This is a genomic window from Microbacterium sp. sgz311019 (assembly GCF_056135325.1).
In genome coordinates this window covers 1-26335 of sequence record NZ_JBWAXO010000012.1, presented here as the reverse complement: position 1 = coordinate 26335, position 26335 = coordinate 1, and the positions used below count along the sequence as shown (strand labels likewise).

The window sequence follows — 26335 nt, the reverse complement described above, 5'->3', positions numbered from 1 at the left end:
AATGGCTACCAAGTCCAAGGCTTACGAAGCAGCCGCCGGCAAGATCGAGGCCGGCAAGTTCTACACGGGTTCCGAGGCTGTCGCCCTCGCGAAGGAGACCGGCTCGAAGAAGTTCGACTCGACCGTCGAGGTCGCGCTGAAGCTCTCGGTCGACCCGCGCAAGGCCGACCAGATGGTGCGCGGCACCGTCATCCTCCCGCACGGCACGGGCAAGACCGCCCGCGTCATCGTCTTCGCGACGGGCCCGGCCGCCGAGGCCGCCATCGCCGCGGGTGCTGACGAGGTCGGCGGCGCCGAGCTCATCGAGAAGGTCGCCGCCGGCTGGACCGCGTTCGACGCGGCCGTCGCCACGCCCGAGCTCATGGGCCAGGTCGGTCGTCTGGGCAAGGTCCTGGGTCCGCGCGGCCTGATGCCGAACCCCAAGACCGGCACCGTGACCCCCAACGCGGCCAAGGCCGTCGAGGAGATCAAGGGCGGCAAGATCGAGTTCCGCGTCGACAAGCACGCCAACGTGCACTTCGTCGTCGGCAAGGCCTCGTTCACGGCCGAGCAGCTGGACGAGAACCTGAAGGCGGCGCTCGAGGAGATCGTCCGCCTGAAGCCGTCGAGCTCGAAGGGCCGCTACATCCAGAAGGGCGCCGTGTCGACCACGTTCGGCCCCGGCATCCCGCTGGACGTCGCCGCGATCTGACGCTGAAGCACTCGAGAAGGGTCCCGCCCCACGGCGGGGCCCTTCTTCGTCTTCCGGCGGCGCAGCCCTGCGTCGTGCGCACTGCTCTCAGGCGGTCGCCCGCACCTCGAAACCGCGGCCCCCGGCCGGCGGGATCTCATCGACCTTCGCGTTCGACGGGCGCGAGCCGGGAGGTCCCTCGGCCATCCACGCGAGGACCTCGTCGACCTGGTCGCCGGTCCCCTCGACCTCCGCCTCGACGGAGCCGTCGCGGCGGTTTCGCACCCATCCTGTGACGCCGACGTCACCCGCGACCAGGCGCATCGTGTAGCGGTAGCCGACGCCCTGCACATCGCCCGTCACGATCACATGCACCCGCCGCATGCCCCGATCATGCCAGGATGCGGTCATGGGGACGATCACGATTACCTCTCCGGGCTCGAGCCGCGCGATCGCGAGGTCATCGCGCACGCGTACGCCGTCGCGGGCGAGGGCATCGAGGCGGTGCAGGGAACGAGCTACGCGATGCCTGCGCTGCTGTATCAGGGCAAGGCGCTCATCTCCGTGATGCGGACGAAGAAGCACATCGGCGTCTACCCCTTCAGCGGGCGGGTGCCCGAGGCCGTCGCCGACGCGCTCGAGGGATTCGAGCACGACAAGGGGACGATCCGGTTCCAGCCGGAGCATCCCTTGCCCGACGAGGCGATCCGCGCCATCGTCGCGGCGCGCATCGCCGAGATCGAGGACCCGGGATTCAGGAGCCGAGCGCGAGGTTGATCGCGATCGCGACCATCACGACGGCGATGACGCCGTCCAGGATGCGCCACGCCCGCGGCGTCGCGAGCCACCGTCCGAGGTAGCGCGCGCCGTAGGCGAGTCCGAAGAACCAGATGACACTGGCGGTCATCGCGCCGCCGGCGAAGGCCCAGCGCTCGTCGCCGTGCGAGTTGGCGATCGAACCGAGCAGGAACACCGTGTCGAGATACACATGCGGATTCAGCCAGGTCAGAGCCAGGCACGTCAGGATGACGGCGCCCAGACGCTGAGCGGCGACCGTCGCCGTGCCGCCGGGGCGCGCGTGCGAAAGGGGAGCGGGCGACGATGCGTCGGCGACGAGCACCTCACCGGACGGACGCACGGCGCGCCACGCGGCCATGCCCGCGTAGACCAGGAGGAACGCGGCGCCCACCCAGCGGACGACGCCGACGAGCCACGGAGTGGCCTGGAGCGCGAGCCCGATCCCCGAGACTCCGAGCGCGATCAGCACCATATCCGACAGGGCACAGATCAGCGCGACCGCCAGCACGTGCTCACGACGCAGGCCCTGCCGCAGGACGTAGAGGTTCTGCGCGCCGATGGCGACGATGAGCGAGAAGCCGAGGCCGAGACCGGCGAGGACGGAGGTGGGCACCCTTCGACGGTAGGGGCCCGCATCCATTCAGTCCAGCTCATGATTCTTCAGATGCATTAGCGTGACTGTTGATGAGGATTCCGTTCGAGCTCGCCGAGACCGTCGCCGCCGTCGTCGACGAAGGCACGCTGGATGCCGCGGCCCGCAGGCTGCACATCACTCCGTCGGCGGTCAGCCAGCGCATCAAGGCTCTCGAGCACGAGGTCGGGCGCGTCCTGCTCGTGCGGTCCAAGCCGGTACGCGCCACCCCGGCGGGCACCGTCGTCATCCGGCTCGCGCGGCAGCTCGCACTCCTCGAGCACGATGCGCGCACGGCACTCGGCGGGGAGGGCGAGGACGACGCGCCGCGCGTCACCGTGCCGCTCGCCGTGAACGCCGACTCGCTCGCGACGTGGTTCCTCCCGCCGCTCGCGCGGCTGGCGCACGAGCATCCCGTCGCCTTCGAGCTGCACCGCGACGACCAGGAGTACACGACCGGCCAGCTCGAGGAGGGGCTCGTGATGGGCGCCGTCACGTCGCAGGCGGAGGCGGTCGCGGGATGCAGCGTCGTTCCGATCGGGACGATGAGCTACCGTGCCGTGGCTGCGCCGGCGTTCGCGTCGACCTGGTTCCCGGAGGGCGCGACCGCCGTCGCGCTCGCGCTCGCTCCGGTCGTCGACTTCAATCGCAAGGACGAGCTGCAGACCGAGTGGCTCGTCGCCCGCGGCGCCGATCCCGCCGCTCCGCCCCGGCATCACGTGCCGTCGTCGGCGGACTTCGCCGCGGCTGTCCGGCTCGGGATGGGGTGGGGGATGCTGCCGCCCTTCCAATGCGACGACGATCTGGACGCCGGACGCCTCGTCGACCTCGGCGGGCCGCCCATCGACGTGCGCCTGTACTGGCAGCAGTGGAATCTGCGCTCCGGGCTGCTCGATGCCGTGGGCGCGGCGATCGTCGAGGAGGGGCGTCGTGCCCTGCGCTGACCGGGCCCGTCCGTCGGGATCCGTCGTGACGGGGCCCGTTCAGCGCGCGGGCGCCTGCTCGCTCAGCAGCGCGTGCATGAGGCGGGTGAGCTCGCGGATGTCGTCGATGTGCCACTCGGCCAGTGCGTGGGCGAGTCCGTCCTCCTGCGGGACACGGGCCGCCTCGAGGCGAGTGAGCCCCTCGGCGGTGGGGGAGAGGATGCTGGAGCGCCCGTCTCGTGGATCGGGCATCCGCGTGATCAGGCCGAGCTGCTCGAGCTCGCGGACCGTGCGGCTGAGCTGGCCCTTGTCCATCATGAGCATCTCGGCGAGCGCCGACATGGTGGTGTGCTCTCGCCGGACGATCGTCGTGAACACCTTGTAGGCGCCGGGCAGCATGCCCGGGCTCACGCGATGCGCTGCCTCGGTGATGAGGCGACGGAAGCGGGCGATGAGCTCGCCGAACTCCGCCTCGAGAGCCTGGACGGCGTGAGCGTGCTCGTCGCCCGCAGAGGCCCGCGCCGCGTGGGTGCGGACCTCTGGGGTCTGGGTCGTGACCATGGGAATGAGGCTACTTCTCCGAGTCGATGCCGGAGGTGTGAGCATCCCGTGCCCCCACGGTCGCCAGCGAACCGGTGGCGGTGAGAACGGCCATGCCCTCGTCGACCGAGACCGTCGCGAGATCGGCCTCCCCGGCGTGCAGGCGCTCGCTGGTCGTCATGCGCGTGAGCGGCTTGTTGGGAAGGAAGATGATCGCGATGAGGCTCACCACGGCGAACGGCACCGCGATCAGGAACGAGTGCGAGATGCCCTGCGCGTAGATGTCCTCGAAGATCACCTGGAGAGCGTGCGGCATGGCCGACACCTTGGGCAGCGACGACGACTTCAGCACGGCGGCCCAGTGCGGCGCGTCCGCCCCGAGGCTCATGACCGCCTTGATGAGGTCGTCCTTCGCATCGCCGAGCAGCTGTGTCACGCGCGAGGCCAGGGCCGCGCCCATGAGCGAGACTCCGATCGTTCCGCCGAGGCTGCGGAAGAACGTGACACCCGAACTTGCGACACCGATCTCGCTCGGCTTCGACGAGTTCTGGACGACGAGCACGAGGTTCTGCATCGTCATTCCGACGCCCGCGCCGAGGATGAACATGTAGACCGAGACCAGCGCGAAGTTCGTGTTGTAGTGGATGGTCGACAGCAGGTACGCGCCGGCGGTCAGCAGCACGGCTCCGACGATGAGGTACGGCTTCCAGCGCCCGAACTTCGTGACCAGGCCGCCGATGCCGACGGATGCCACGAGCAGGCCGGCGATCATCGGGATCGTCATGAGGCCGGCCTGGGTGGGCGTCGCGCCTCGGGCGAGCTGCATGTACTGGCTGAGGAAGACGGATGCGCCGAACATCGCGATGCCGGTCGCGATCGATGCGATGACAGCCAGGCTGAATGTGCGGTCGCGGAAGAGGGTCAGCGGGATGAGCGGCTCCTTCGAGCGCAGCTCGACGACGATGAACAGGAGCGTGGCGAGGATCGCGCCGCCGACCATGAGGACGGTCATGAGGCTCCACCAGTCGTTGTTGGCGAGGTCCGACCACTCGCCCGCAGTGGCGGTGCCCGCGTTCGTGACCCAGATGAGCAGAAGCGACACGGCGGCCGACAGCAGGACGATGCCGAGGTAGTCGATCGACACCGCGCGCTTCGCGCGGGCCGGGAGGTGCAGTGTCTTCTGGACGATGATCAGCGCGACGATCGCGACCGGCAGGGCGACGAAGAAGTTCCAGCGCCAGCCCCACGCGTCGGTGATGACACCGCCGAGGAGCGGGCCGCCGATCGTGGCGAGCGCCATGACCGCGCCGAAGAGGCCCATGTATCGACCGCGCTCGCGGGGGCTGATGATGTCGGCCATCAGCACCTGGCTGAGGGCCGCGAGGCCACCCGCGCCGACACCCTGCAGAGCGCGGGACGTGATGAGCATCTCGGGGTTCTGCGCGAATCCCGCGGTCGCCGTCGCGACGACGAAGACGACGATCGCGAGCTGGAACAGCAGCTTGCGGTTGAAGAGGTCGGCGAGCTTGCCCCAGATCGGGGTCGAGATCGCCGTGGTGAGCAGGGTCGCTGTCACGACCCACGTGAATGCGGCCTGGTTGCCGTCGAGGTCGTGCACGATGACCGGCAGCGACGACGACACGACGGTCGACGCGAGCATGGACACGAACATGCCGAGCAGGAGACCGGACAGTGCCTCGAGTACCTGGCGGTGCGACATCTTGGGTGCCTCGACGGCGGATGAGGTGGACATGGTTTCCTTCGCGAATGCGGGGCCGCGGCCCCGAATGCGGGGCCGCGGCCGCGCATGGTTGATATCTGTCAACAGTTGAACTGAGTCAACTATATTCAGAACCGTTGACGAAGGTCAACTATTCCCGCGGCGGCGCATCGCAGGTGCGTCGCTACCGAGCATCGGCGCCTCACACGTGGCCGTGCGCCGTCGTCGGGCGAGCGCCGGCGAATCGGAAGAGAGTGACCGGGCGACTCAGGCGGAGTCGGCGAGGGCGAGCGACCGGTACATCTCGCGGGATGCGTCGACCCGCGGCATCCCGTCGCTGCGCCCGTGCTGCGTGCGCAGGTACAGCTCGTCGATGAGCGCGGTCGCGAGACTCACGAGCTTCGCGATCTCGGCCTCGTCGCGGTCGACCCAGGCGCACCGGGGCTCGTCGTCGACGGGCACGAACTCGGTGTGCTGCTCCCACGCGACGAGGGTGCGCTCGGCGCCGAGGACGTGCTGCTGCCACCACACCTGACGCAGATACGACCGGGGGATCGATCGCCAGGCCTTGTTCGTGGTCTTGATCTCGGCGAGGAGGACGTGACCGTTGGCATCCACCGCGATGCCGTCGGGCGTGGCGAGGTGCCGCTTCTCGACCACGGCGTGGAAGAGGGCCGAGGACGGCTGGATGCCATGCGTCGCCGCGACCCAGGCGGCGATCTCCGGCTCCCGCCGCCTGCCGTGGTCGGTGAAGGCGTTGCCCGAGAATCCGGAGCCGTGGAGCTTCGCGTCGGCCGCCCGCGAGATGGCGCGCGCACTCGTGAGGGTCGCGACATCCGTCGCCGTGATGCCGCGCGAGCGCGCCCGCACCCAGGCCACCCTGTCACGCGAGTCCGCGACGATGCGAGCTGCCAGTTCCGGGGTCACCCGTCGAGCGTACGCCGGAGCACGGACGCCCGCAGGCTGCGACGCGGGTGTGCGCGGCATCCACGCGCGAGACTGTCCTGTCCAGGGCCTTGCGATCGGTCTGTGCAGTGGCATCGTCGGATGCATGGACACCATCACCCCTCAGGAGTTCCGCGCGCATGACCGTGTCGAGGACTGGAACCCGACCGGATCGGGGGCCTTCGCCACCTTCGAGACTGGCGACTTCGCGACCGGGGCGCGACTCTTCTCCCAGATCGCGACGCTCGCCGACGCGGCCGATCACCATCCCGACGTGGACGTCAGGTACGGAACCCTGCGGGTTCGGCTCTTCACGCACTCCGCGAACGGGCTGACGGAGGCGGATGCTGCGCTGGCCGCCCGCATCTCGCTGGCGGCGCAGGACATGAAGCTCCACGCGCGCCCTGACGACGCCCACGGCATGGGATGAGAACGAGCGCCCGCCCCGATGGCGCCCGCCGGCGCCCCCGTGCGACGCGCACCGCGAGCGACCGACAGCCCCCGCGGGCCCTCGATTTGGGCAGGCACTGCGCATCCCGTACACTTGATCGAAGCCGAAGACCGCCGGTCATCGTGGCGCGCGAAAGCGCAAGACGATCGAAGCTCTGCGAAGCAGGGGCCCGCGCAGGTGACACGAATGAGATTCGAAAGGATCCGAGCTCCGTGCGCTTGCGCCGGAGCTTTTCTGTTTTTCCGGGGCCGGCCGGCACCGAGGCTCACGAGCCGCCACTGCGGCGCGTGACGTACATACAAGGAGTGACCATGGCGCAGAAGGATGCATCGGTCGCCGAGCTCACGAAGAATTTCGAGAACTCGAACGCCGTACTGCTGACCGAGTACCGCGGTCTGACGGTCGCCCAGCTCAAGCAGCTGCGCAACAGCATCCGTCAGGACGCGGAATACGCCGTGGTGAAGAACACGCTGACCAAGATCGCCGCGAACAATGTGGGGATCACGGCGCTGGACGACGACCTGAAGGGTCCGTCGGCCATCGCATTCGTGCACGGCGACTTCGTCGCCACCGCGAAGGCTCTGCGTGACTTCGCCAAGGCCAACCCGCTTCTCGTGATCAAGGGCGGTGTGTTCGAGGGCAACACCCTCAGCGCCGACGAGGTCAACAAGTACGCCTCGCTGGAGAGCCGTGAGGTTCTGCTGGCGAAGGCCGCGGGCATGATGAAGGCGACGATGGGCAAGGCTGCCGCGACCATCGACGCGCTTCGCGAAAAGCTGGAGGCCGCCGAGGCCGCGTGAGCGACCGGCGATCTCTTCCACAAACCCCCATCTATCTAGGAGATACACCATGGCGAAGCTCACCACTGAGGAGCTGCTCGACCAGTTCGCTGGTCTGACCCTTGTCGAGCTCAGCGAGTTCGTGAAGGCGTTCGAGGAGAAGTTCGACGTCACCGCTGCCGCTCCCGTCGCCGTTGCCGGCGCCGGTGGCGCGGGTGCCGAGGCCGAGGCCGAGGAGGAGAAGGACTCGTTCGACGTCATCCTCGAGGCTGCCGGCGACAAGAAGATCCAGGTCATCAAGACCGTCCGCGAGCTCACCTCGCTGGGCCTCGGCGAGGCCAAGGCCGTCGTCGACGGCGCCCCCAAGGCCGTCCTCGAGGGCGCGACCAAGGAGGCTGCCGAGAAGGCCAAGGCCGCTCTCGAAGAGGCCGGCGCGACCGTTACCCTGAAGTAACGACGCCTTTTCGAAAGCCCCGGATGCGACGCATCCGGGGCTTTCGTCATGCCTGAGCCGCCTCGAGCGGAGGCGCGGTCGAATTGCGCACCACGAGCCGCGCCTGCGGCTGCGGGACGGGGACGACCGGCGCGCCGGGTTCGGCGGCGATGCGGCGCAGCAGCAGGTCGACGGCGACCGCTCCCTGGCCGCGCGCATCCTGAGCCAGCGTCGTCAGCAGGAACATGCCCGCGTACTCGTGGTCGTCGACGCCGATGATGCTGAGGTCATGCGGGATGCCGATGCCGAGACGCTGCGCCGCGATGATCGCGCCGATCGCGACCTCATCGGCCAGGGCCACGATGCCCGTCGGCCGGGCGCGCAGGTCACCGAGGATGTCGGCCGCCGCCGCGTAGCCGCCGGGGACGGAGACGTCGCAGCGCACATGGGTCACACGCTCGCCGAGGCCCGCGGCATCCATCGCGGCGCGGTATCCCTCGAATCGGCGGCTCTCCACGCTCGTCTTGCGTGCGGTCCCGCCGCCGAGGAAGAGGATGCGTCGATGCCCGAGTCCGAGCAGGTGCTCGGTCGCGCGGCGCGACACATCGATGTCGTCGATCGCGATGTCGGCCGGGAAGCCTCCGCTGGCGACACTCACGACGGGGCATCGGATGGCCTCGATGCGTTCGAGCTCCGCGTCGTGCGGCTCCACTCCGACGGCGATCAGGCCGTCGAAGCGGCGGCGTGCGAGGAAGTCGTCGAAGATGCGCCGGCGGCCGGGGGTGCCGATGCGGGCGTCGTAGAGGACGAGGTCGAGCCCCGCAGCCAGAAGCGACTCCTGGATGCCTTCGAGCACCTGGGCGAAGAACCACCGGGTCACCCCGGGGAGCACGACGCCGACGCTCCTGGTGCGACCGCTCGCCAGGCTCACGGCTGACGCGGACGGCACGTAGCCGACCTGGGATGCGGCGGATGCGACTCGCCGCCGGGTCTCCTCCGACACGTACCCGCCGCCCGACAGGGCGCGGCTGGCGGTCGACTTCGATACGCCCGCAACCCGAGCGACCTCCGCGATCCCGTTCACAACGCCGCCTCCCTCGCCCACATGCTACGCCGCGGCGCACCGAAAAGGGAACCGGTTCCAGAAAGAATGCCGAGTGGCTGGGAGCGCTCTCCGCCATGGGTTATGGACTTGTGATCCAGTCACGTTGTATATCCGGGATTTATCCAATACCTTTGCGTGGAATCGGTTCCTGAGTTCAGAAGATGAATTCATGGGCCGGACACTCGAAGAGGAGGAATCACATGGGGAATCCGCAGCGCCGCCGCATCCTGGCTCCGCTGGCCCTGGCCGCCGCGGCGGGCATCGTGCTCGCCGGTTGCTCGGGCAACACCGGCGGAAGCAGCTCCGGTGACAACACCGTCACCGTGTACGGAACGATCGTCGGCGACGAGGCGAAGCTTCTGCAGCAGTCGTGGTCGGACTGGGCCAAGAAGAACGACATCAAGATCAAGTACGAGGGCAACCAGGAGTTCGAGAAGCAGATCGGCATCCGCGCGCAGGGAGGCAACCCGCCGGACGTCGCGATCTTCCCGCAACCCGGTCTGTTCGCCGACTTCGCGACGCGCGGCTACCTGAAGGCGGCACCGGACTCGGTGAAGACCAACGCCGAGAAGTACTGGTCGAAGGACTGGCAGAACTACGGCACCGTCGACGGCACCTTCTACGGCGCACCCCTGATGGCGAACGTCAAGGGCTGGGTCTGGTACTCGCCGGCCAAGTTCCAGGAGTGGGGCGTCCAGGTCCCCAAGACGTGGGACGAGATGACTGCGCTCACCTCGACCATCGAGGCGAAGACGGGCAAGCCCGCGTGGTGCGCCGGATTCGGATCGGACGCGGCCACCGGCTGGCCGGGAACCGACTGGATCGAGGACTACATCATCCGGTTCGACGGCACGCAGGTGTACGACGACTGGGTGAAGGGCAAGATCAAGTTCACGGACCCCCGTATCAAGGAGGCCTTCGACGCGATCGGGAAGATCCTGCTCGATCCGAAGAACGTCAACGCGGGCATCGGCGACGTGAAGTCGATCAACTCGACGCCGTTCGGCGACGTCGCCAACCCGGTCGTCAAGGGAGACTGCGCGCTCACCCACCAGGCGTCGTTCTTCGATGGATTCCTGAGCCAGGCCGGCGGTCAGGTCGGCCCCGACAAGGCCATCTGGGCGTTCATGACGCCTCCGAAGGAGGCCGGCGGCCAGGCGATCACCGGTGGCGGCGAGATCGTCGGCGGCTTCAGCGACAAGCCGGCGGTGCAGAAGTTCCTGACCTACCTCTCGAGCCCGGAGTGGGCGAACTCGCGGGTCAAGCTCGGCGGCGTCATCTCGGCGAACAAGGGCCTGAACCCGGAGAACGCCTCGAGCCCGATCCTGAAGGAGTCGATCAAGATCCTCCAGGATGACAAGACGACGCTCCGCTTCGACGGCTCAGACCTGATGCCGGGCGCTGTGGGCGCGGGCACGTTCTGGAAGGGCATGGTCGCGTGGGTGAACGGCACCCCCGTCGACCAGGTGGTCGAGCAGATCCAGGCCGGCTGGCCGTCCGACTGAATCGGCGACGGGCCGCCCCGATACCGGGGCGGCCCGTCCTCACTCTCGAAGGGGCGAGATGACTGCTCTGTTCACGTCGATCGGGACGCTGCATCCCATTCTTCAGGCGATCGTGGTGGTGCTTGCCTTCCTCGTCGTCGTGGGACTGATCCTGTTCCTCATCGACATCGCGCCCCGCTCGGGCACGCGCTATACGTGGATGCGTCTCGGGATGTGCGTGCTCATCCCGGTGGTCGTCGCCACCGCCTTCAACTCCCTGCCGTGGGCGGTCGTCGTGGCCGCCGTGCTCGGCGCCGGCCTGTTCCTGCTCGACTTCCGCTCGCGAGCGGGCCGGGGCTACCTCATCCAGCTCATCGCGTTCCTCACCCCGGCGGCCCTGCTGCTGCTGGTGGGCCTCATCCTCCCGTCGATCAAGACGTTCGTCGCCTCCTTCATGAACTCCGCCGGCAACAAGTTCGTCGGCCTCGACAACTTCGTCTGGGTGTTCACGCAGCCCGACGGCATCCGCGTCGTCGTGAACACGATCGTGTGGGTCCTCGTCGTCCCCGTCGTCTCGACCGCGGTCGGACTCGCTTACGCCGTGTTCATCGACCGCACCCGCGGCGAGAAGGTCTACAAGGTCCTCGTCTTCATGCCGATGGCGATCTCGTTCGTCGGCGCGAGCATCATCTTCAAGTTCGTGTACGCGTATCGCGGCGAGCAGTTCCCGCAGATCGGCCTGCTCAACCAGATCCTCGTGTCTCTCGGTCTTCCGCCGCAGCAGTTCCTGCTGAACTCGCCGTGGAACACGGGCTTCCTCATCGTCGTGCTCATCTGGGTGCAGACCGGTTTCGCGATGGTCGTGCTCTCCGCATCCATCAAGGGCGTGCCCACGGAACTCCTCGAGGCGGCCCAGCTCGACGGCGCCAATGCCTGGCAGCGCTTCCGGGCGGTGACGGTCCCCGCCATTCGTCCGGCGATCATCGTCGTCCTCACGACCATCTCGATCGCGGCGCTGAAGGTCTTCGACATCGTCCGCACCATGACCGGCGGCAACTTCGAGACGTCGACCCTCGCGAACGAGATGTACACCCAGTTCACGAACTTCGCGGCGGGGCGCAGCGCCGCGTTCGCCGTGATCCTGTTCATCCTGATCCTGCCGATCGTCATCTACAACGCACGCCAGATCGCGAAGCAGAGGGAGATCCGATGAGCGAGGTCATGCCGATCGACCTGCCTCTCGACGAAGAGACGCAGGCGAGCCTCACCCGCGGTGAGCGTCGCATGGAGGGCACAGCCCGACGCACGCGCAAGACCCTTTCCAAGCCGTGGGCGTCGGCCGCGGCGATCGTCATCGCCGTCGTCTGGACGATTCCGACGTTCGGCCTGTTCGTGTCGTCCTTCCGGCCGCAGGTGCTCATCCAGACGACCGGCTGGTGGACGTTCTTCCAGAACCCGCAGCTGACGCTCGAGAACTACATCAAGGTCCTCGACGCCGGCAACACCCAGTTGACGATGGCGGACGCCTTCATCAACTCCATCGCCATCACGGTGCCCGCGACGATCGTGCCGCTGACCATCGCCGCCCTCGCGGCCTACGCGTTCGCGTGGACGGACTTCAAGGGACGCAACATCCTGTTCGTCTTCGTGTTCGCGCTGCAGATCGTGCCCATCCAGATGGCCCTGGTTCCCCTGCTGAGCTCGTTCTCGCGCGGGCTCAACCTCTTCGGGCTGCAGGTCACGGGACCGCTCGGCATCGCGGGCGGGTACGCCCAGGTGTGGATCGCCCACTCGATGTTCGCGCTGCCGCTCGCGATCTACCTGCTGCACAACTTCATGGCCGAGATCCCCTCCGAGATCATCGAGGCCGCTCGTGTGGACGGCGCCTCCCGCGGCCAGGTCTTCTTCCGCATCGTCCTCCCGCTGACGATGCCGGCCATCGCCTCGTTCGCGATCTTCCAGTTCCTGTGGGTGTGGAACGACCTGCTGGTCGCCCTCATCTTCGCGGACGGAGAGGTCGCCCCCATCACGAAGCTCCTCGCCGAGATCACCGGCTCGCGCGGCAACGACTGGGCCCTTCTAACGGCGGGTGCGTTCGTCGCGATCCTCGTTCCGCTCATCGTCTTCTTCTCGCTGCAGCGCTACTTCGTGCGGGGCCTGCTCGCGGGGTCGACGAAGGGCTGAGCACTATCGTGTGACGCATGGATGCCGTGACCCTGGACGGACTCAGTTCAGCCGAGGTCGCGGAGCGGACAGCTGCGGGGCAGACGAACGCCTTCGAGGCCGACACCAGCCGCACGTGGTGGAACATCGTCCGTGCGAACGTCTTCACGCTGTTCAACGGCATCGTGATCGGGTGCTTCGCCGTCCTCCTGCTCCTCGGTCATTGGCAGGATGCGCTCTTCGGCTTCGCGGCGATCTTCAACACGCTGATCGGCTGCTACCAGGAGATCCGCGCCAAGATCGCGCTCGACCGCCTCGCGCTGCTCCACGCGCCTCGGGCGCGGGTGCGTCGGGACGGCGCCGACGCAGAGGTCGCCCAGGGCGAGGTGGTGCTCGACGACCTCCTCGTGCTGCGGGCCGGCGACCAGATCGCCGCTGACGCCGTGGTCCGCGGCGAGCGGGGGCTGCAGGTCGACGAGTCCATGCTCACCGGGGAATCCGACCCCGTGGACAAGCGGAGGGGCGACGAGCTGCTGTCCGGATCGATCGTGGTCGGGGGAGAGGGCACGGCGCAGGCGACCCGGGTCGGCGCGGACTCCTACGCCAATTCGTTCGCCCACGAGGCTCGCTCGTTCTCGATGATGCGGTCGGAGCTCAAGCGCGGGATCGATCGTGTCCTGACGTGGGTCGGCTGGGCGATCGGGCCGGTGGCCCTGCTCGTCACCAATTCGCAGGTGCAGGTCCAGGGCGGGTGGCGCGTCGCCCTGGAGACGGGCGGATGGCGGGATGCGGCGGTCTCCTCGATCGCGATCATCATCGCCATGATCCCGCTGGGTCTCGTGCTCATGACGAGCATCGCCTTCGCGGTCGGCGCCGCCCGCCTGGCGAGCCAGCAGGTGCTGGTGCAGGAGCTGCCCGCCGTCGAGGGTCTTGCACGGGTGGACGTCATCTGCCTCGACAAGACCGGCACTCTGACCTTCGGCGACATCGCCTTCGACGCCGACCATCCGCTCGCCGAGGTCGACGGCTGGCTGGACGTGCTGGCGTGGTTCGGTGCGGCGCCGGATGCCAACGCGACGGCACGCAGCATCGGCGAGGGGCACCCGGTGATACGCGCGCTGACCGAGGAGCGCAGCATCCCCTTCTCCTCCGCACGAAAGTGGAGCGCGGTCTCGGTCGCGGAGATTCCCGGCACGTGGGTCCTCGGCGCCCCGGGCCTGGTCTTCCCCGATGCCGCGAACACCGTCGTCGACGACGGGGTTCGGCTCGCGGATGCGGTGCGCGAGCTCGCCTCCCAGGGCAAACGGACACTGGTCCTGGCGTACGGCAGGGCGGTGCTGGACGACGCCGACGTCGAGGCCGAGCGGCTGCCGCCCGTTGCTCCGGTCGCGCTCGTCACACTCATCGAGCAGGTGCGTCCGGATGCTGCGCAGACCCTCGCGTACTTCGCCGAGCAGGAGGTCACCGTGAAGGTGATCTCGGGCGACAGCCCGGACACCGTCGCCGCGATCGCGCGGCGGGTCGGGCTGGAGGTGGATGCCGGCATCGACGCGCAGACGCTGCCGGACGATGTCGACGCGCTCGCGGAGGCGCTCGAGGCGCACACCGTGTTCGGTCGCGTCTCGCCCGATCAGAAGAAGGCGATGGTGGCCGCTCTGCAGAGCCGCGGACACACGGTCGCGATGACGGGCGACGGCGTGAACGACGCCCTCGCGATCAAGAACGCCGACATCGGCATCGCGATGGAGTCCGGGTCCGCCGCGACCAAGGCCGTCGCCCGTCTCGTGCTGCTCGACGGCAAGTTCTCGCACCTTCCCGGCGTCGTCGCCGAGGGTCGGCGCGTGACGGCGAACATCGAGCGCGTCTCCATGCTCTTCCTGTCCAAGACGACGTACGCGGCGGTGATCGCGGTCCTGTTCGGCGTGCTGCTGCTGCCCATCCCGTTCCTGCCGCGCCAGCTCTCGCTGACGGATGGCCTGACGATCGGCATCCCGGCGTTCTTCCTCGCCCTGCTGCCGAACGCGAGCCGGTACCGGTCCGGATTCCTGCGGCGATCGCTGAGCTTCGCCATCCCGGCCGGTGTCATCATCGGCGTCGCGATCACCTCGTATTCGCGGATCGCGGGGGAGGAGTGGCACGTGGCGACCGAGCTCGTGCGCACGGGCGCGACCCTCATCATCGCGTTCCTCGGGCTCTGGGTGCTCGTGCTCGTCGCGCTGCCGTTCACGTGGATCAAGGCCGCGATCGTGGGCGCGATGGTGATCGGGCTCGGGCTGGCGCTCGCCATCCCGTTCGTCGCCGACTTCTTCAAGATGACGCCGCCCTCGGGGGACGCGCTGTCCCTCGTGTGGTGGATCTCGGCCGTCGGCATCGCGCTCATCGGGATCGCGCGCGCGATCCAGCTCGCGTGGTTGCGCCGCACCGAATCGTAGCTGTTGGCACCGGTCACATTCCGCTATCCTGGATCTTTGATCGAATCGATTCGACGCCTTTCGGCAGATTGACCCTCCGTGCCCGACACCACGACCATCCCCGTCGTCCCCGCCTCCGCACAGATCATCCCGCAGCCCCCTGCTTCCGCCCCTGAGCGCATCCCCACGCCCACCCCGGACGCCGCAGACGCGCAGACCGGGGCGTCCGCGCGCGGGGACGCACAGACCGGCTCGATCCGGGTCCCCGGTTCCACCGGAGCCATCCGCACGCTGGGCAGCAATCCGGCCACCGCCCCGATCATGCTGCACCCGGGCGATGCGATCCCGCACGCCCGACGCGTCGTCTACGTGATCCTGCTCGGTGCGCTCACCGCCCTCGGTCCTTTCACGGTCGATCTGTACCTGCCCGCGTTCCCCATCGTCGAGAACGACTTCCACACGACGGCCGCGATGGTGCAGCTGACCCTCACCGCGACGATGATCGGCTTCGGGCTCGGGCAGCTGATCGTCGGCCCGCTGAGCGACAAGGTGGGGCGTCGCATCCCGCTGCTCTCCGTGACCGCGCTGCACATCCTGGCAAGCCTCGGCGCCGCGCTCGCGCCGACGCTGGTGCTGCTCGGCACCGCGCGGGTATTCCAGGGGATCGGCGCCGCCGCCGGCGGTGTCGTGGCCATGGCGATGGTGCGCGACCTCTTCGGCGGACGGCGGCTCGTCGTCATGCTGAGCCGCCTGGCGCTCGTCTCGGGAGTCGCCCCCGTGCTCGCGCCCCTGGTGGGATCGACCCTCCTGCTCGTCATGCCGTGGCGGGGAATCTTCGTGGTGCTCGCGGTCTACGGGGCGCTCATGCTCATGTGCTCGCTGTTCATCCTCCCCGAGACGCTGCCGAGAGCGCGCCGACACGATCGCGGTGCGACGACGGTCTGGCAGCGTTACCGGAGCGTGCTCAGCGACCGGGTGTTCATCGGCGTGCTGATCATCGGCGCCATGACCTTCAGCGGGCTCTTCTCGTACCTCTCGAGCTCGTCCTTCCTCTTCCAGCAGGGGTACGACTTCACGCCACAGCAGTTCGGGCTGCTGTTCGCGGCGAACTCGCTCGGGGTCGTCACCGGCGTGCAGTTCGCCTCACGCCTCGCGGCGCGCTTCGGACCGCAGTGGGTGATGGCGTGGTCGACGTCCGTGCTCGTGCTCGCGTCGGCATCCATCATCGTGACCGACCAGCTGCACCTCGGCCTGTGGGGCACGATCGTGCCCCTGTTCGTCTTCATGACGGCGTGCGGATTCACGTTCCCGTGCGTCCAGGTGCTCGCCCTCGACCGGCACGGCAAGGCCGCGGGAACGGCGGCATCGCTCATCGGCGCGTCGAACAACGCGATCGCGGGGCTCGTGTCGCCGCTCGTCGGATGGCTCGCGCGAGACTCCGGCATCACTGCCACCACGATGGCGAGCGTCATGGTGGCCTGCGCGCTGATCGGCGTCGCATCGCTGTGGCTGCTGGTGCGCCCGCGCTCCGTGCCGATGCTGACGCCCTGACGATCAGACGGGCTGCAGCCGGAAGAGCCGCACGGTGCGGCCGGAGTCCCGTTCGTAGGCGCGATATCCGGGCCACTGCGCCTCGATGCGCGCCCACGTCGCGTCGCGCTCGGCGTCGGGGACGAGTGCGGCGCGCACGCGGAGCTCGCGGCCGCGGACGGTGACGGATGCGTCGGGGTGCGCGAGCAGGTTCGCCGTCCACGCGGGATGCCTCGCCCCGGCGAAGTTCGTCCCCGCCACGATCGCCCGGCCGCGACCGTCGGGCGTGTACATGAGCGGAACGTCGCGCACCTCGCCGCTGCGCGCTCCGATCGTATGCAGGACGAGCGAGGGGACGAGCAGAGCGCTCAGCTGGACGCGACCTCCCGTCAACGCCGTGAGCAGCTGCTCGATCGGCGGCAGCAGAGCGGGTGCCGCCCACCGGAACAGACGGGTCCGGGTGAGCGGAGCGACGATCGAGCGGACGACGGAGACGACACCGGCCATGCCTCGATTCTGCCCGTGCCCAGGGGGTGCCCGTGCCCCGGGGGTGCCCGTCAGTAGGCTGACGTCCATGACGGACGTCGCTGTCACCGCCGCAGCAGCCGAGCTCGCCCGCCTCCGCGCCGAGGCCGCCAGGGCGCGCACCGCGGCCAGCGGGCAGGACTCGAAGCCCGAGGCATCCGTCACCGGGTACTGCGGCACCGGGCGGCGCTGAGTGGCGCACATCCGTCCCTTTCAGCCAGGGGACGAGCCCGCGTTGTCGGACATCTGCACCAGGACGGGGGATGCCGGCGCAGATGCGACCGGCCTCTACTCGAGCGACGACCTCCTGGGCGCGATCTTCGTCCTGCCCTACGTCGCGCGTCACCCGGACTGCGCGTGGGTCGTCGAGTCGGACGACGGGCGGGTCGTCGGCTACGTGGTGGGCGCTCCCGACACGCGGGCCTTCGACACGTGGTTCCGCGACGAATGGTGGCCGCGCTATCACGAGCGGTTCCCGCGGCCTGCGGCCCTCGAGTCCGAAGAGGACCGCATTCTCGACGGCGCCTACCGTCGCGCCTTCGATGCCGCAGAGGACGCCTTGAGCGACTACCCCGCCCACCTGCACATCGATCTGCTGCCCGAGGCGCAGGGGCAGGGGTTCGGCCGGGCCTTGATCGAGACGCTCGTGGACCGGCTCTGGGATGCCGGCGTCCCCGGCGTCCACCTCGTGGCGTCGGCGCGCAACACGGGCGCAGCGGCGTTCTATCCGCGCGTCGGCTTCACGCTCGTACCGTCGGAGCCCGGCATCCTGGTGTACGTCCGGCGGCTCTGATCCGGCGACGCCTACGCGAAGTCGAACACCGGCGGGAAGACGACCACGACGATCGTGGCCCACGCGAGGTAGACGGGCAGGAACCCGGTCTGCCAGCGCTCCAGTCGCCCGATCCCGACGCGTCCGCGGACGAAGCCGAGCTGCATCCAGAGCGATCCTGCGAGATTCACGAGCAGGATGACGTTGAGCCCGAGCGAGGCGATCTTGTTGGCGCTCGCGCCGAACGCTCCGATCCTGCCCACCATCGCGATGAGCACCAGCAGGTCGACCACGATCGCGGCGGCGACCAGCAGAACCTGCAGGCGGTCGAACCAGCCGGGGCGCAGCTCCGGGCCGCGCGCGGAGAGCGCGTACAGGAGCAGTCCCACCACGACCACGAGCACCAGATCGAAGATGATCAGCACCTCGCGCTGCGCATCCACGAATCCACCGGTCGAGACCGCCTGCACCGCCGCGGCGACGATGAGGGCGAGCAGCAGCAGCGTGAACAGCGGCGTGAAGACCTTCGTCAGCACGGGTGCGATGTTCTCGATGACGGCCTGTTTCGCCTCCACGAGCCAAGCCGCGACGACGATGGCTCCGGCCGCGCCGCAGGGCACCAGCCAGTTCCCGACGAAGGAGCTCGCGTCCACGCCGACCGCCGAGAAGACCCCCATCGTGAGGGCGACGAGGACGCCGCCGCCGAGCGCGATGAGCGCGTAGTAGACCACCCATTCGCCCGTGAAGCGGATGAAGTCCATCCGGGCGCGCTCGCTGCGCCACTCGCCGCGGGCGTACGCGATCCCCGTGACGATCCAGAGCGCGACGGCGCTGTGGACGGCGGCGAGCACAACAGTCACCCCGTCGGGCACGAAGGGGTAGACGTTGAGGAGCACCGCCGCGGCGACGAACGGCACCGCGACCGCGATGATCGTCGCCGGCGACGCCCGCCGGCAGACGAGGAAGTAGGCGGCGAGGGCGGGAAGCAGCAGCACCGCGGCGTTGCGCGCGATGTCCGGCGTCGGCACGCCGAACAGCGACGGCGCCTTGACGAGCACGGCACCTGCGACGGCGAACGCGAGGGCGAGCCACAGGCCCGTCCCGCGCCGCATCGGCTCGGCGCTGCCGACGACGAGCTGCTTCCACAGCCGGTCGCTGTGCTCACGCGCGAACTCCTGCGACAGCTCATCGAGCCTGCCCATGCGCGAGACCGCGATCAGAAAGGCCTCATCGTCGGAGAGCCCGGATGCGACGAGCGCGTCGATCTGGTCGCGCAGATGCGACTCGAGTTCGTCGACGTCGGTGCCGATCGCCTCGCGCTTCGCGACGAACCCGCGCCATTCGATGATGCGTTCTTCCACTCCCATGTCACGCCCCTGCCGGTACGAAGGAGGATCGGTCGTCCCACACCCGCGAGAGGGCCTCGCTGACGACGGTCCACTGACGGTGGTGCTCGGCGAGCGCGGCCGCACCGGACGAACTGAGGCGATAGTGCTTGCGCGGGCGTCCGGTGGGCGAGGCCCCCCACGCCGCCTCGATCTGGCCGAGCCTCTCGAGACGGTGCAGCAGGGGATACAGCATCCCGTCGCTCCACTCGAGCTGTCCGTTCGACAGCGCGTTCACGCGCTGCAGGATGGCGTAGCCGTATGACTCGCCCTCCGTCAGGATCCCCAGCACCAGGGGCGTCGCGGCGGCCGCGACCAGGTCCTTGCCGATGTGCATCGCATACCTCGCAGTTCTATGTACCTTGCAGCACAAGGTATCACGATCCGCCCATCGGACCGCGCCTACGATGGAAGGCGAACGAGGAGGTTCTGCGATGGCCCGCAAGGCACCGACCACCGACATCGACGAGGCGAAGACCCGTGTCACCTCGCGCAAGAAGGTCGCCGTCGGCGTTCCGGCGGTCATGCACGCGCTCGAGATCTCCTACGACCAGATGGGCGTCTCCCGGAGCGTGCAGACACTCCTCCGGGTGAACCAGAAAGACGGGTTCGACTGCCCGGGATGCGCGTGGCCCGAGGCCGATCACCGGCACATCGCCGAGTTCTGCGAGAACGGCGCGAAGGCCGTCGCCGAGGAGGCGACCGTGCGCCGGGTCGGCCCGGAGTTCTTCGCCGAGCACTCGCTGGCAGACCTCGCCGGCCACGACGACTGGTGGCTCGGCCAGCAGGGCCGGTTGACGCATCCGATGATCCTGGACGAGGGCGCCACGCACTATCGCCCCATCTCCTGGGACGACGCCCTGCGAGAGATCGCGGACGCCCTGCGCGCGGTCGAGCCTGACGAGGCCGTCTTCTACACCTCCGGGCGCACCTCCAACGAGGCCGCGTTCCTCTACCAGCTGCTCGTGCGCGGGCTCGGCACGAACAACCTCCCCGACTGCTCCAACATGTGCCACGAGTCCTCCGGCTCGGCGCTCACGCAGACGCTCGGCATCGGCAAGGGCACGGTCTCGCTCGAGGACGTGTGGAACGCCGACCTCCTGATCGTCGCCGGCCAGAATCCGGGAACCAACCACCCGCGCATGCTGACTGCGCTCGAGAAGGCGAAGAGCCGCGGCGCGACAGTCATCGCGGTCAACCCACTGCCCGAGGCAGGTCTCGTCAGGTTCGAGAACCCGCAGACGGTCAAGGGCGTGATCCTCGGCGGCACCAAGATCGCCGACCAGTTCCTCCAGATCCGTCTCGGCGGCGACCAGGCGCTGTTCCAGGCGATCGGAAAGCACCTGCTCGAGGCCGAAGAGAGCCGCGGAAACGTGCTGGACCACGAGTTCATCGATGCGCACACGAGCGGCTTCGATGAGTACAGCCAGGCGATGGCGGATGCGCCGTGGTCCGAGTTCGTCGCCGCCACCGGTCTGCCCGAGCAGACGCTGCGTCGCGTCGGTGAGGCGGTGCGCACCTCGCCCTCCACGATCGTGTGCTGGGCCATGGGCCTCACGCAGCACAAGCACGCGGTCGCGACCCTGCGCGACGTCGTCAACCTCCTGCTGCTGCAGGGCAACATCGGCCGTCCTGGCGCCGGCGTGTGCCCGGTGCGGGGGCACTCCAATGTCCAGGGCGACCGGACGATGGGCATCTACGAGAAGCCCTCCGAGACGTTCCTGGCCGCGCTCGACCAGGAGTTCGCCTTCCAGGCGCCGCGCGCGCACGGCTACGACACCGTCGAAGCCATCAAGGCGATGCGCGATGGCGCGGTGCGCGTGTTCATGGCGATGGGCGGCAACTTCGTCTCCGCGACCCCCGACACGAACGTCACCGAGTCCGCGCTGCGCTCCACCGACCTCACGATCCAGGTCTCCACGAAGCTCAACCGCTCGCACGTCGTCGTCGGTCGTCGGGCGATCATCCTCCCGACCCTCGGCCGCACCGACCGCGATGTCCGCGGCGGCGTGGAGCAGAAGGTCACGGTCGAGGACTCGATGAGCGCCGTCCACTCCTCCCGGGGCCGGCTCGTGCCGCCCACCGGCGACATGCTGAGCGAGGTCGCGATCCTCACGCGCCTGTGCGCGCTGACCTTCGAGGGCGACGCCGATGCCCCCCAGGCGGACTGGTCTGCGCTCGAGACCGACTACACGCGCATCCGCTCCCACATCGAGGCCGTCATCCCGGGCTTCGGCGGATTCGAGGGCAAGATCGACAAGGGGCGCACCTTCGTCCTGCCGAACGGCCCGCGCGACGAGCGCACCTTCGCCACGGCGACCGGCAAGGCGATGTTCACCGTTAATCCGCTGGAGTATCCCCGCATCCCGCGCGGGCGTCTGCTGCTGCAGACCCTGCGCTCGCACGATCAGTACAACACCACGATCTACGGCAAGGACGACCGGTACCGCGGCATCCACGGCGGCCGCCGCGTGATCCTCGTGAACGCGCACGACATCGGCGCGCTCGGCTTCGCGGAGGGCGACGTGGTCGACCTCGTCTCGGAGTGGCAGGCGCCGGACGGCACGACCGAGGAGCGAAGGGCGGAGGAGTTCCGGATCGTCGCGTACGACACGCCTCGCGGCAATGCCGCCGCGTACTATCCGGAGACCAACGTCCTCGTGCCGCTCGAGTCGGTCGCCGACGTCAGCGGAACCCCGACCTCCAAATCGGTCGTCGTGCGGCTGGAACGGCGCGCCGCTTAGGCTTGGCCGGTGCGATACACCGCGGCCGTCATCACCGTCTCCGACCGCTCGGCAGCGGGAACGCGAGTGGATGCCGGCGGCCCGCTGGCCGTGTCAGCCCTGCGCGAGGCGGGCTTCGACTGCGACGACGCGTCCATCGTCCCCGACGGAGCCGAGAGCGTCGAGGGCGCCCTGCGGTCGGCGCTCGCGACGGGCGCGCGTCTGATCGTCACCACGGGCGGCACCGGCGTCGGCCCACGGGATCGCACGCCGGAAGGCACGCGCCCCGTGCTGGATCGCGAGGTGCCGGGCATCGCCGAGGAGCTCCGTCGCCGCGGGGCGGAGGTCCTGCCCGCAGCGATGCTGACGCGCGGCCTGGCCGGCATGGCCGCCACGGCGCTCATCGTCAACCTGCCCGGGTCGCCCGGAGGCGTACGAGACGGGATGCCGGTCATCCTCTCGGTCGCGGCGCACGTCCTGGCGCAGGCCGACGGCGACGATCACGGCTGAGGCCGCTCGGGGCGGCCTCCTCTCGGTATGCGGCTGCGCGTCGGGCGGGGTTCCCGGTGCGTCAGGCGGGTGTCCCGGGCGCGTGGACCCAGTCCGCGGCCATGCGGGAGATCTCAGCGACCGTCTCGCGGACGCTCTCGGGGCTCCCGCCTCGGCGCTCCGCGACGAGCCCGGCGACGTAGGCGCTGAAGGGCGCGGCGGGCCGGGCGACACCCCGTGAGACGTCTCCCGCGAGATCCAGGATGAGCGCGATCGGCACGTCCTCCGTCGCGAGCCCGAACCGCTCGCACAGCGCCGCGGCCCAGTCGTCGAGTGCTTCCGGGGGCAGGTGGTTCTCACTCATGGCGGTCCTCCTCGATCTCCTGCAGATCCTCCCACGTGTCGATGTCGCGCGCGGCGCGCGGAGCTGTGACGACGGCGATCGCGAGCTCGTCGATCAGCGCGCGGACCGGCGCATCCCGTCCGCGATCGGGGAGGGTGGATGCCGCCTCCCGCAACGCGCCCGTCCGGTAGAGGCCCGTGAGCCACTGCGGCCGGCTCGATCCGTCGCCGAGGCACACCCCGTCGACGTCCGCGGGAAGGATGCCCATCGCATGGGTCAGCGCCGCGACCGCGTCCTCCACGAACGGAAGGTCGCACGCGAGGACGTAGGTCCAGTCGCTCGCATCGATCAGGCCGACGGCGGCCACGATCGCGGCGGCCGGTCCGCCGAACGGCGGATCCTCGCGCACCCACACGGGCTGCTCGCCCTCGATGGGGGATTCCGGCCCGACGACGACGATCGGGGAGCAGCCGTGCACGGCATCCACAGCCCTCTGCAGGAGGGACCGTCCGCGCACCTCGACGAGCGGCTTGTCGATGCCGCCCATGCGCTCCGCACGTCCACCTGCGAGAAGGATCGCCGCGGCCCTCACGCGAGTCCGCCGAGCAGGATGGTCTCCACAGGATCGCCGGGATGCACGGCGGTATCCGGGGGGATGACGGCGAACCCGTCGGTCACGGCGAGCACAACGCTCGAATGCCCGTGCGCGGAGGCCGGACGGACGGCCCACCCTGCACCGCGGTCGATCGCGACCGGCACGTAGCGCCGGAACCCCGAGCGTGCGCCCCAGCCGGCTGCAGCGGGCAGCCGCAGCATCGGGTGCTGCAGGTCCGTCCGCCCCTGCATGGCGAGCAGCGCGGGCCGCACGAAGACCTCGAACGAGACCGCGGCCCCGACCGGCGTGCCCGGAAGTCCGAACACGAGCTCCCCGTTCGGCAGCCGGCCGAAGCCCTGTGGGCGACCCGGCCGCATCGCCACGGTCACGAAGCTCATGGGGCCGTCGAGGGCGATGCGCACCACCTCGTAGGCGCCGGGACCGACGCCTCCCGACGTGATGACGGCATCCGCGCGCGCGGATGCGGCGGCGGCCAACGCCTTCTGGAACGCCGCAACGTCGTCGGGAACGGTCGCGGTGTGCACCACGATCGCACCCGCTTCCTCAGCCAATCCTGAGAGGAGCGGAACGTTGGACTCGGGGATCCGCCCACGCGTCGGTGCCTCTCCGGCAGGCGCCAGCTCCGACCCCGTGGAGATGACCGAGACCCGCGGCCCCGGAGCGACGGTCACTTCGCTCACCCCGGCCGACGCGAGCGCGGCCAGCTGCAGCGTGCCGAGGCGTGCACCGGCGGGCAGGATCTCGGCGCCCGCCCATACGTCCTCGCCCGCGCGGCGGATGTTGGCGCCCAGCGCGGGCGCTCGCACGATCTCGACCTCGCCGGGGTGGTCGAGGCCGCCGATCGTGTGCTCGAGGGGGACGACCGCATCCGCGTCGGTCGGAACCGGGGCCCCGGTCATGATGCGTGCCGCCTCACCCGGCCCGAGCACGGGGTCCGACCCGGTGCCGGCCGGCAGGTCCGCCACGACCCGCAGCCGTGCCGGCGCGTCCGGCGCGGCGGAGGTCGCATCCGATGCCCGCACAGCGAATCCGTCCATCGCCGAACTGTCGAAGGCGGGCCCGTCCACACGCGCGTGCGCGGCACGAGCGAGCGTGGAGCCGACGGCGTCACGCAGCCCCACCGTGACAGCTTTCGGAGGCGGGATCTCCGCGAGGATCTCCGCGAGGTGCTCGTCGACGGTGCGGTGGGCTCTCGCGGGCATACCGCCAGCGTAGTTCCGGTGTCGGCGCAGGAGTTCGGGCATAGGCTGTCGCTTATGGGACGCCTCACGATGCGGCGCCCGGTGCGCCGGATCACCGTGGATGCGGGGGAGACCCGCCGCGTCGACACGCTCGCCGTCGAAGAGCCCCTCGAGATCCGCGTGGGCGGCGAACCGCTGTCGGTCACGATGCGGACCCCGGGCCATGACGTCGAGCTCGCCGCCGGCTTCCTCGTCTCCGAGGGTGTCATCTCGCGGGTCGACCAGTTCCGCTCCGCCATCCACTGCGGCGGCCCCGGTACCGGCGGGGCAGAGAACACCTACAACGTGCTCGACATCGCCCTCGCCCCGCATGTGCATGTCCCGCTGCGCGATCTGGCCCGCAACGTGTACACGACGAGCTCCTGCGGTGTGTGCGGCAAAGCCTCGATCGACGCTGTCCGCACCGAGTCCGCCTTCGATGTGGCGTCGGATGGGACGACGGTGGATGCCGCGCTCCTCACGACCCTGCCCGACGCCTTGCGTGCGCACCAGGAGGTGTTCGACAAGACGGGCGGTCTCCATGCAGCCGGCCTGTTCGACGCCCAGACCGGCGAGCTCCTCGTCCTGAGAGAGGACGTCGGCAGGCACAACGCGGTCGACAAGGTCGTCGGCTGGGCGCTCCTCGCGGGTCGGCTCCCACTCCGGGGCACGGTCCTCATGGTCTCCGGACGCGCGGGGTTCGAGCTGGCGCAGAAGTCCGTGATGGCCGGCATCCCGATCCTCGCCGCCGTGTCGGCTCCGTCGTCGCTCGCCGTGGAGCTGGCGGTGGATGCCGGTCTCACCCTCGTCGGATTCCTCCGCGGGCCCTCGATGAACGTGTACGCCGGCATGGAGCGGGTGCGGGTGGATGCTGCCACCCCTGTCGCAGTGGAGGAACGAGTATGACCGCCTGGACGCCTGCCCTCCTGAGCGCCCTGGGGTCCGCGCCCCAGGCCTTCCTGTCGGCGCGCGAATCCGACGGCACTCTCAGTGCTCCGGCACCGGTGTGGATCGCCCGCGCCTATGACGAGCTCTACGTCCGGTCGATCTACGGTGCCAACGATCCGTTCTTCCTGCGCGCGATCGGGACGGGCCGCGCATCGATCCTCGCGGGGAAGGCGCAGCAGGAGGTCCTGCTCCAGCAGCTCTCCATGACACCCGCAGAGTTCACCGTGGTGGATGCCGGTTTCCGCTCGAAGTACGCCGTGTCACCGCCCGCCATCATGGGTGCTGTTGCGGGCGGTCTGGCAGCTCAGGCGACCCTCCGGATCGTGCCCGCGTGAGCGCGACACGCCCGGGTGAGCGGCTCGATTTGTCCTGCCTCGGGCCGTCACGTAATGTTCTTGTTGTTCGCCCCAAAGGGTAGAGCGAAGGGCCGGAAGGCCTGGCTCCCCTCAAGCAGTGAACAGAACCCCTTCTGAAGCTCCGTCGCCTTGTGCGGCGGGTCGCCTCCGGGCTAGGATGGGTGCTTCCCCTGTTGTTCTCGTGGCGCTTCGGCGACTGCGGATGAGCGAGGATCGCGTTTTGACAGAGCGATTCGGTCGGGGTAAGCTTGAGAAGTTGCCCTGCGGGTCTGGCTGAGAGGTCGGGTTTGTGGGTGCGTCCGATCCTTGAGAACTCAACAGCGTGCACTTGTCATATGCCAAATTATCCTCGTCCAATCCTTTTTGGGTTGGTTG

Annotated in this window: 29 protein-coding genes; 17 read left to right on the top strand and 12 right to left on the bottom strand. The window is 69.2% G+C overall.

Annotation, left to right across the window (positions count from 1 at the left end; translation table 11 throughout):
* Position 1: 1 nt before the first annotated feature.
* A complete protein-coding gene (rplA, locus tag AC0NZN_RS16820) occupies positions 2-691 on the top strand; it encodes a 50S ribosomal protein L1 (protein WP_474593474.1) in 690 nt (229 codons plus the stop codon).
* A gap of 87 nt (positions 692-778) precedes the next feature.
* Here the strand turns inward: rplA and AC0NZN_RS16815 are convergent, their stop codons facing one another.
* Positions 779-1054: an acylphosphatase gene (locus AC0NZN_RS16815; protein WP_474593473.1), complete on the bottom strand. Its 276-nt coding sequence runs from the start codon at positions 1052-1054 to the stop codon at positions 779-781.
* 9 nt (positions 1055-1063) lie between these two features.
* Here AC0NZN_RS16815 and AC0NZN_RS16810 point away from each other — a divergent pair, with 9 nt between their 5' ends.
* Complete coding sequence (locus tag AC0NZN_RS16810; RefSeq protein ID WP_474593472.1) at positions 1064-1447, top strand: iron chaperone; 384 nt, start codon at positions 1064-1066, stop codon at positions 1445-1447.
* On the opposite strand, the gene AC0NZN_RS16805 is transcribed toward AC0NZN_RS16810, so the two are convergent.
* Positions 1425-2108 carry a LysE/ArgO family amino acid transporter gene (locus AC0NZN_RS16805; RefSeq protein WP_474593471.1) on the bottom strand — a complete coding sequence of 228 codons (684 nt, stop codon included), beginning with the start codon at positions 2106-2108 and terminating at the stop codon, positions 1425-1427. The two genes, AC0NZN_RS16810 and AC0NZN_RS16805, sit on opposite strands and share 23 nt — an antisense overlap.
* 44 nt (positions 2109-2152) lie before the next feature.
* Here AC0NZN_RS16805 and AC0NZN_RS16800 point away from each other — a divergent pair, with 44 nt between their 5' ends.
* Positions 2153-3043: a LysR family transcriptional regulator ArgP gene (locus AC0NZN_RS16800; RefSeq protein WP_474593470.1), complete on the top strand. Its 891-nt coding sequence runs from the start codon at positions 2153-2155 to the stop codon at positions 3041-3043.
* 39 nt (positions 3044-3082) lie between these two features.
* On the opposite strand, the gene AC0NZN_RS16795 is transcribed toward AC0NZN_RS16800, so the two are convergent.
* From AC0NZN_RS16795 to AC0NZN_RS16785, 3 genes are all read right to left on the bottom strand, one after another.
* On the bottom strand, positions 3083-3583 hold the full coding sequence (locus tag AC0NZN_RS16795; RefSeq protein ID WP_474593469.1) for a MarR family winged helix-turn-helix transcriptional regulator: 501 nt from the start codon (positions 3581-3583) through the stop codon (positions 3083-3085).
* Between the two features lie 10 nt (positions 3584-3593).
* Positions 3594-5315, bottom strand: a complete 1722-nt coding sequence (locus AC0NZN_RS16790) for an MDR family MFS transporter (protein ID WP_474593468.1) — start codon at positions 5313-5315, stop codon at positions 3594-3596.
* Positions 5316-5549: 234 nt separating this feature from the next.
* The gene (locus AC0NZN_RS16785) at positions 5550-6209 is read right to left on the bottom strand and encodes a YqaJ viral recombinase family protein (RefSeq protein ID WP_474593467.1); all 660 of its coding nucleotides are present in this window, start codon (positions 6207-6209) and stop codon (positions 5550-5552) included.
* Between the two features lie 124 nt (positions 6210-6333).
* Here AC0NZN_RS16785 and AC0NZN_RS16780 point away from each other — a divergent pair, with 124 nt between their 5' ends.
* The 3 genes from AC0NZN_RS16780 to rplL all read left to right on the top strand — a co-directional run bounded on the left by AC0NZN_RS16780 (position 6334) and on the right by rplL (position 7911).
* A complete protein-coding gene (locus AC0NZN_RS16780) occupies positions 6334-6657 on the top strand; it encodes a 4a-hydroxytetrahydrobiopterin dehydratase (protein WP_474593466.1) in 324 nt (107 codons plus the stop codon).
* 332 nt (positions 6658-6989) lie between these two features.
* On the top strand, positions 6990-7478 hold the full coding sequence (rplJ, locus tag AC0NZN_RS16775) for a 50S ribosomal protein L10 (protein WP_474593465.1): 489 nt from the start codon (positions 6990-6992) through the stop codon (positions 7476-7478).
* Between the two features lie 49 nt (positions 7479-7527).
* Positions 7528-7911 (top strand): 50S ribosomal protein L7/L12, encoded by a 384-nt coding sequence (gene rplL, locus AC0NZN_RS16770; protein WP_320941729.1) that lies wholly within the window; start codon positions 7528-7530, stop codon positions 7909-7911.
* 46 nt (positions 7912-7957) lie between these two features.
* On the opposite strand, the gene AC0NZN_RS16765 is transcribed toward rplL, so the two are convergent.
* Positions 7958-8974, bottom strand: a complete 1017-nt coding sequence (locus AC0NZN_RS16765) for a LacI family DNA-binding transcriptional regulator (protein WP_474593464.1) — start codon at positions 8972-8974, stop codon at positions 7958-7960.
* 221 nt (positions 8975-9195) lie between these two features.
* Between AC0NZN_RS16765 and AC0NZN_RS16760 the strand changes: the two genes are divergently transcribed.
* The 5 genes from AC0NZN_RS16760 (at position 9196) to AC0NZN_RS16740 (ending at position 16604) form a co-directional block, all read left to right on the top strand.
* A complete protein-coding gene (locus AC0NZN_RS16760) occupies positions 9196-10500 on the top strand; it encodes an ABC transporter substrate-binding protein (RefSeq protein ID WP_474593463.1) in 1305 nt (434 codons plus the stop codon).
* A 58-nt stretch (positions 10501-10558) separates the two neighbouring features.
* On the top strand, positions 10559-11692 hold the full coding sequence (locus tag AC0NZN_RS16755; protein ID WP_474593462.1) for a carbohydrate ABC transporter permease: 1134 nt from the start codon (positions 10559-10561) through the stop codon (positions 11690-11692).
* Entirely contained in the window at positions 11689-12663 is a 975-nt protein-coding gene (locus AC0NZN_RS16750) for a carbohydrate ABC transporter permease (protein WP_474593461.1), read from the top strand. Before AC0NZN_RS16755 ends, AC0NZN_RS16750 begins: the two co-directional genes overlap by 4 nt.
* Before the next feature lie 17 nt (positions 12664-12680).
* Complete coding sequence (locus AC0NZN_RS16745) at positions 12681-15074, top strand: HAD-IC family P-type ATPase (protein ID WP_474593460.1); 2394 nt, start codon at positions 12681-12683, stop codon at positions 15072-15074.
* A gap of 300 nt (positions 15075-15374) precedes the next feature.
* Positions 15375-16604: a multidrug effflux MFS transporter gene (locus AC0NZN_RS16740; RefSeq protein ID WP_474593542.1), complete on the top strand. Its 1230-nt coding sequence runs from the start codon at positions 15375-15377 to the stop codon at positions 16602-16604.
* Between the two features lie 3 nt (positions 16605-16607).
* Here the strand turns inward: AC0NZN_RS16740 and AC0NZN_RS16735 are convergent, their stop codons facing one another.
* A complete protein-coding gene (locus AC0NZN_RS16735) occupies positions 16608-17090 on the bottom strand; it encodes a nitroreductase family deazaflavin-dependent oxidoreductase (RefSeq protein ID WP_474593459.1) in 483 nt (160 codons plus the stop codon).
* A 67-nt stretch (positions 17091-17157) separates the two neighbouring features.
* On the opposite strand from AC0NZN_RS16735, the gene AC0NZN_RS16730 reads away from it, so the two are divergent.
* Positions 17158-17301: a hypothetical protein gene (locus AC0NZN_RS16730; protein WP_474593458.1), complete on the top strand. Its 144-nt coding sequence runs from the start codon at positions 17158-17160 to the stop codon at positions 17299-17301.
* Between the two features lie 42 nt (positions 17302-17343).
* Positions 17344-17901: a GNAT family N-acetyltransferase gene (locus tag AC0NZN_RS16725; protein WP_474593457.1), complete on the top strand. Its 558-nt coding sequence runs from the start codon at positions 17344-17346 to the stop codon at positions 17899-17901.
* A gap of 11 nt (positions 17902-17912) precedes the next feature.
* On the opposite strand, the gene AC0NZN_RS16720 is transcribed toward AC0NZN_RS16725, so the two are convergent.
* Positions 17913-19247, bottom strand: coding sequence for a permease prefix domain 1-containing protein (locus tag AC0NZN_RS16720; RefSeq protein ID WP_474593456.1), 1335 nt, complete (start codon positions 19245-19247; stop codon positions 17913-17915).
* Position 19248: 1 nt separating this feature from the next.
* Positions 19249-19602 (bottom strand): PadR family transcriptional regulator, encoded by a 354-nt coding sequence (locus AC0NZN_RS16715; RefSeq protein WP_474593455.1) that lies wholly within the window; start codon positions 19600-19602, stop codon positions 19249-19251.
* 97 nt (positions 19603-19699) lie between these two features.
* Between AC0NZN_RS16715 and AC0NZN_RS16710 the strand changes: the two genes are divergently transcribed.
* Together AC0NZN_RS16710 and AC0NZN_RS16705 are read left to right on the top strand one after the other, a co-directional pair.
* Positions 19700-22009, top strand: a complete 2310-nt coding sequence (locus AC0NZN_RS16710) for an FdhF/YdeP family oxidoreductase (RefSeq protein WP_474593454.1) — start codon at positions 19700-19702, stop codon at positions 22007-22009.
* Between the two features lie 9 nt (positions 22010-22018).
* Entirely contained in the window at positions 22019-22498 is a 480-nt protein-coding gene (locus tag AC0NZN_RS16705; RefSeq protein ID WP_474593453.1) for a MogA/MoaB family molybdenum cofactor biosynthesis protein, read from the top strand.
* Positions 22499-22559: 61 nt separating this feature from the next.
* Here AC0NZN_RS16705 and AC0NZN_RS16700 read toward each other — a convergent pair whose 3' ends face one another.
* From AC0NZN_RS16700 to AC0NZN_RS16690, 3 genes are read right to left on the bottom strand one after another with little or no spacing between them, the layout of a single operon-like run.
* Positions 22560-22841 (bottom strand): DUF6457 domain-containing protein, encoded by a 282-nt coding sequence (locus AC0NZN_RS16700; protein WP_474593452.1) that lies wholly within the window; start codon positions 22839-22841, stop codon positions 22560-22562.
* Positions 22834-23412: a molybdenum cofactor guanylyltransferase gene (gene mobA / locus AC0NZN_RS16695; RefSeq protein ID WP_474593451.1), complete on the bottom strand. Its 579-nt coding sequence runs from the start codon at positions 23410-23412 to the stop codon at positions 22834-22836. Before mobA ends, AC0NZN_RS16700 begins: the two co-directional genes overlap by 8 nt.
* Positions 23409-24638 carry a molybdopterin molybdotransferase MoeA gene (locus tag AC0NZN_RS16690; RefSeq protein ID WP_474593450.1) on the bottom strand — a complete coding sequence of 410 codons (1230 nt, stop codon included), beginning with the start codon at positions 24636-24638 and terminating at the stop codon, positions 23409-23411. The genes mobA and AC0NZN_RS16690 overlap by 4 nt, the downstream gene beginning before the upstream one ends.
* A 54-nt stretch (positions 24639-24692) precedes the next feature.
* On the opposite strand from AC0NZN_RS16690, the gene fdhD reads away from it, so the two are divergent.
* Together fdhD and AC0NZN_RS16680 are read left to right on the top strand one after the other, a co-directional pair.
* Entirely contained in the window at positions 24693-25562 is an 870-nt protein-coding gene (gene fdhD, locus AC0NZN_RS16685) for a formate dehydrogenase accessory sulfurtransferase FdhD (RefSeq protein ID WP_474593449.1), read from the top strand.
* A complete protein-coding gene (locus AC0NZN_RS16680; RefSeq protein WP_474593448.1) occupies positions 25559-25939 on the top strand; it encodes a DUF2255 family protein in 381 nt (126 codons plus the stop codon). The genes fdhD and AC0NZN_RS16680 overlap by 4 nt, the downstream gene beginning before the upstream one ends.
* The last annotated feature ends 396 nt before the right edge of the window (positions 25940-26335 follow it).

Bases quoted from the DNA above. Each gene is read 5' to 3' on its own strand.
- rplA (WP_474593474.1), top strand. From the start codon at position 2: ATGGCTACCAAGTCCAAGGCTTACGAAGCAGCCGCCGGCAAGATCGAG.
- AC0NZN_RS16815 (WP_474593473.1), bottom strand. From the start codon at position 1,054: ATGCGGCGGGTGCATGTGATCGTGACGGGCGATGTGCAGGGCGTCGGC.
- AC0NZN_RS16810 (WP_474593472.1), top strand. From the start codon at position 1,064: ATGCCAGGATGCGGTCATGGGGACGATCACGATTACCTCTCCGGGCTC.
- AC0NZN_RS16805 (WP_474593471.1), bottom strand. From the start codon at position 2,108: ATGGATGCGGGCCCCTACCGTCGAAGGGTGCCCACCTCCGTCCTCGCC.
- AC0NZN_RS16800 (WP_474593470.1), top strand. From the start codon at position 2,153: ATGAGGATTCCGTTCGAGCTCGCCGAGACCGTCGCCGCCGTCGTCGAC.
- AC0NZN_RS16795 (WP_474593469.1), bottom strand. From the start codon at position 3,583: ATGGTCACGACCCAGACCCCAGAGGTCCGCACCCACGCGGCGCGGGCC.
- AC0NZN_RS16790 (WP_474593468.1), bottom strand. From the start codon at position 5,315: ATGTCCACCTCATCCGCCGTCGAGGCACCCAAGATGTCGCACCGCCAG.
- AC0NZN_RS16780 (WP_474593466.1), top strand. From the start codon at position 6,334: ATGGACACCATCACCCCTCAGGAGTTCCGCGCGCATGACCGTGTCGAG.
- rplJ (WP_474593465.1), top strand. From the start codon at position 6,990: ATGGCGCAGAAGGATGCATCGGTCGCCGAGCTCACGAAGAATTTCGAG.
- rplL (WP_320941729.1), top strand. From the start codon at position 7,528: ATGGCGAAGCTCACCACTGAGGAGCTGCTCGACCAGTTCGCTGGTCTG.
- AC0NZN_RS16760 (WP_474593463.1), top strand. From the start codon at position 9,196: ATGGGGAATCCGCAGCGCCGCCGCATCCTGGCTCCGCTGGCCCTGGCC.
- AC0NZN_RS16755 (WP_474593462.1), top strand. From the start codon at position 10,559: ATGACTGCTCTGTTCACGTCGATCGGGACGCTGCATCCCATTCTTCAG.
- AC0NZN_RS16750 (WP_474593461.1), top strand. From the start codon at position 11,689: ATGAGCGAGGTCATGCCGATCGACCTGCCTCTCGACGAAGAGACGCAG.
- AC0NZN_RS16745 (WP_474593460.1), top strand. From the start codon at position 12,681: ATGGATGCCGTGACCCTGGACGGACTCAGTTCAGCCGAGGTCGCGGAG.
- AC0NZN_RS16740 (WP_474593542.1), top strand. From the start codon at position 15,375: ATGCTGCACCCGGGCGATGCGATCCCGCACGCCCGACGCGTCGTCTAC.
- AC0NZN_RS16735 (WP_474593459.1), bottom strand. From the start codon at position 17,090: ATGGCCGGTGTCGTCTCCGTCGTCCGCTCGATCGTCGCTCCGCTCACC.
- AC0NZN_RS16730 (WP_474593458.1), top strand. From the start codon at position 17,158: ATGACGGACGTCGCTGTCACCGCCGCAGCAGCCGAGCTCGCCCGCCTC.
- AC0NZN_RS16720 (WP_474593456.1), bottom strand. From the start codon at position 19,247: ATGGGAGTGGAAGAACGCATCATCGAATGGCGCGGGTTCGTCGCGAAG.
- AC0NZN_RS16715 (WP_474593455.1), bottom strand. From the start codon at position 19,602: ATGCACATCGGCAAGGACCTGGTCGCGGCCGCCGCGACGCCCCTGGTG.
- AC0NZN_RS16710 (WP_474593454.1), top strand. From the start codon at position 19,700: ATGGCCCGCAAGGCACCGACCACCGACATCGACGAGGCGAAGACCCGT.
- AC0NZN_RS16700 (WP_474593452.1), bottom strand. From the start codon at position 22,841: ATGAGTGAGAACCACCTGCCCCCGGAAGCACTCGACGACTGGGCCGCG.
- AC0NZN_RS16690 (WP_474593450.1), bottom strand. From the start codon at position 24,638: ATGCCCGCGAGAGCCCACCGCACCGTCGACGAGCACCTCGCGGAGATC.
- fdhD (WP_474593449.1), top strand. From the start codon at position 24,693: ATGGGACGCCTCACGATGCGGCGCCCGGTGCGCCGGATCACCGTGGAT.
- AC0NZN_RS16680 (WP_474593448.1), top strand. From the start codon at position 25,559: ATGACCGCCTGGACGCCTGCCCTCCTGAGCGCCCTGGGGTCCGCGCCC.